Below are 597 nucleotides of genomic sequence, written 5' to 3' on the forward strand. Positions count from 1 at the left end.
GCCGATGATGACGACGGCCGCATGTGAAGGCTGTTGAGTCCCTGGGGGAAGCTGGAGCGACACCACATTTGACATTGATCGTCCTGTCTCTGTTGCGGAAGCCATACCCCATTGGCTCGCTTGGGGTATCAACTATCGGTAACGGGTTATATATAACCATCTTGGGGTCCGATGTGATGTACGTCAAGCAAAATGTTCCGCGAGATTATTTGGCGCTCAGTAGCGCCCGGGTGCCGAAGGTGGGCGTCGCACTGGGGATGCCGGGCGCTGCAGGGGGTTGCGGCCGTGCGGGTCCTGCGGGGCATTTCCGACGCCGGGAGGGGTGTTCGATGGTGTGGCGACGGAACTGCCGCCAGCGCTGCAGCCCGGGGCGGCGTTGGAGGTGCCCGTGCGGGCCGGGGAAGCGGCCCGGACGTCCTGGTGGTTGGGGCAGTGAGGTTAGGGAAGCGAGTAGCTGAGGTGTTCGACCATGAGGGACTCGGCGAGCTTCCGGTCCCCGGCAATGAGGGCGGCCAGGATGGGTCCGTGTTCGGCGGCGCTGGTGGCAAGCAGCCCGCGTTCAGCCAGGTGGTAGGAGCCGCTGATCCGGCTCTGGTC

General features: G+C 64.5%; 1 protein-coding gene. It reads right to left on the reverse strand.

From position 1 onward, the window contains the following. Positions 1 to 438: 438 nt before the first annotated feature. On the reverse strand, positions 439 to 585 hold the full coding sequence (locus AC1DVK_RS27120; RefSeq protein ID WP_477627846.1) for an FCD domain-containing protein: 147 nt from the start codon (positions 583 to 585) through the stop codon (positions 439 to 441). Positions 586 to 597 lie beyond the last annotated feature (12 nt).

This window comes from Peribacillus sp. P4_B1, assembly GCF_056402395.1.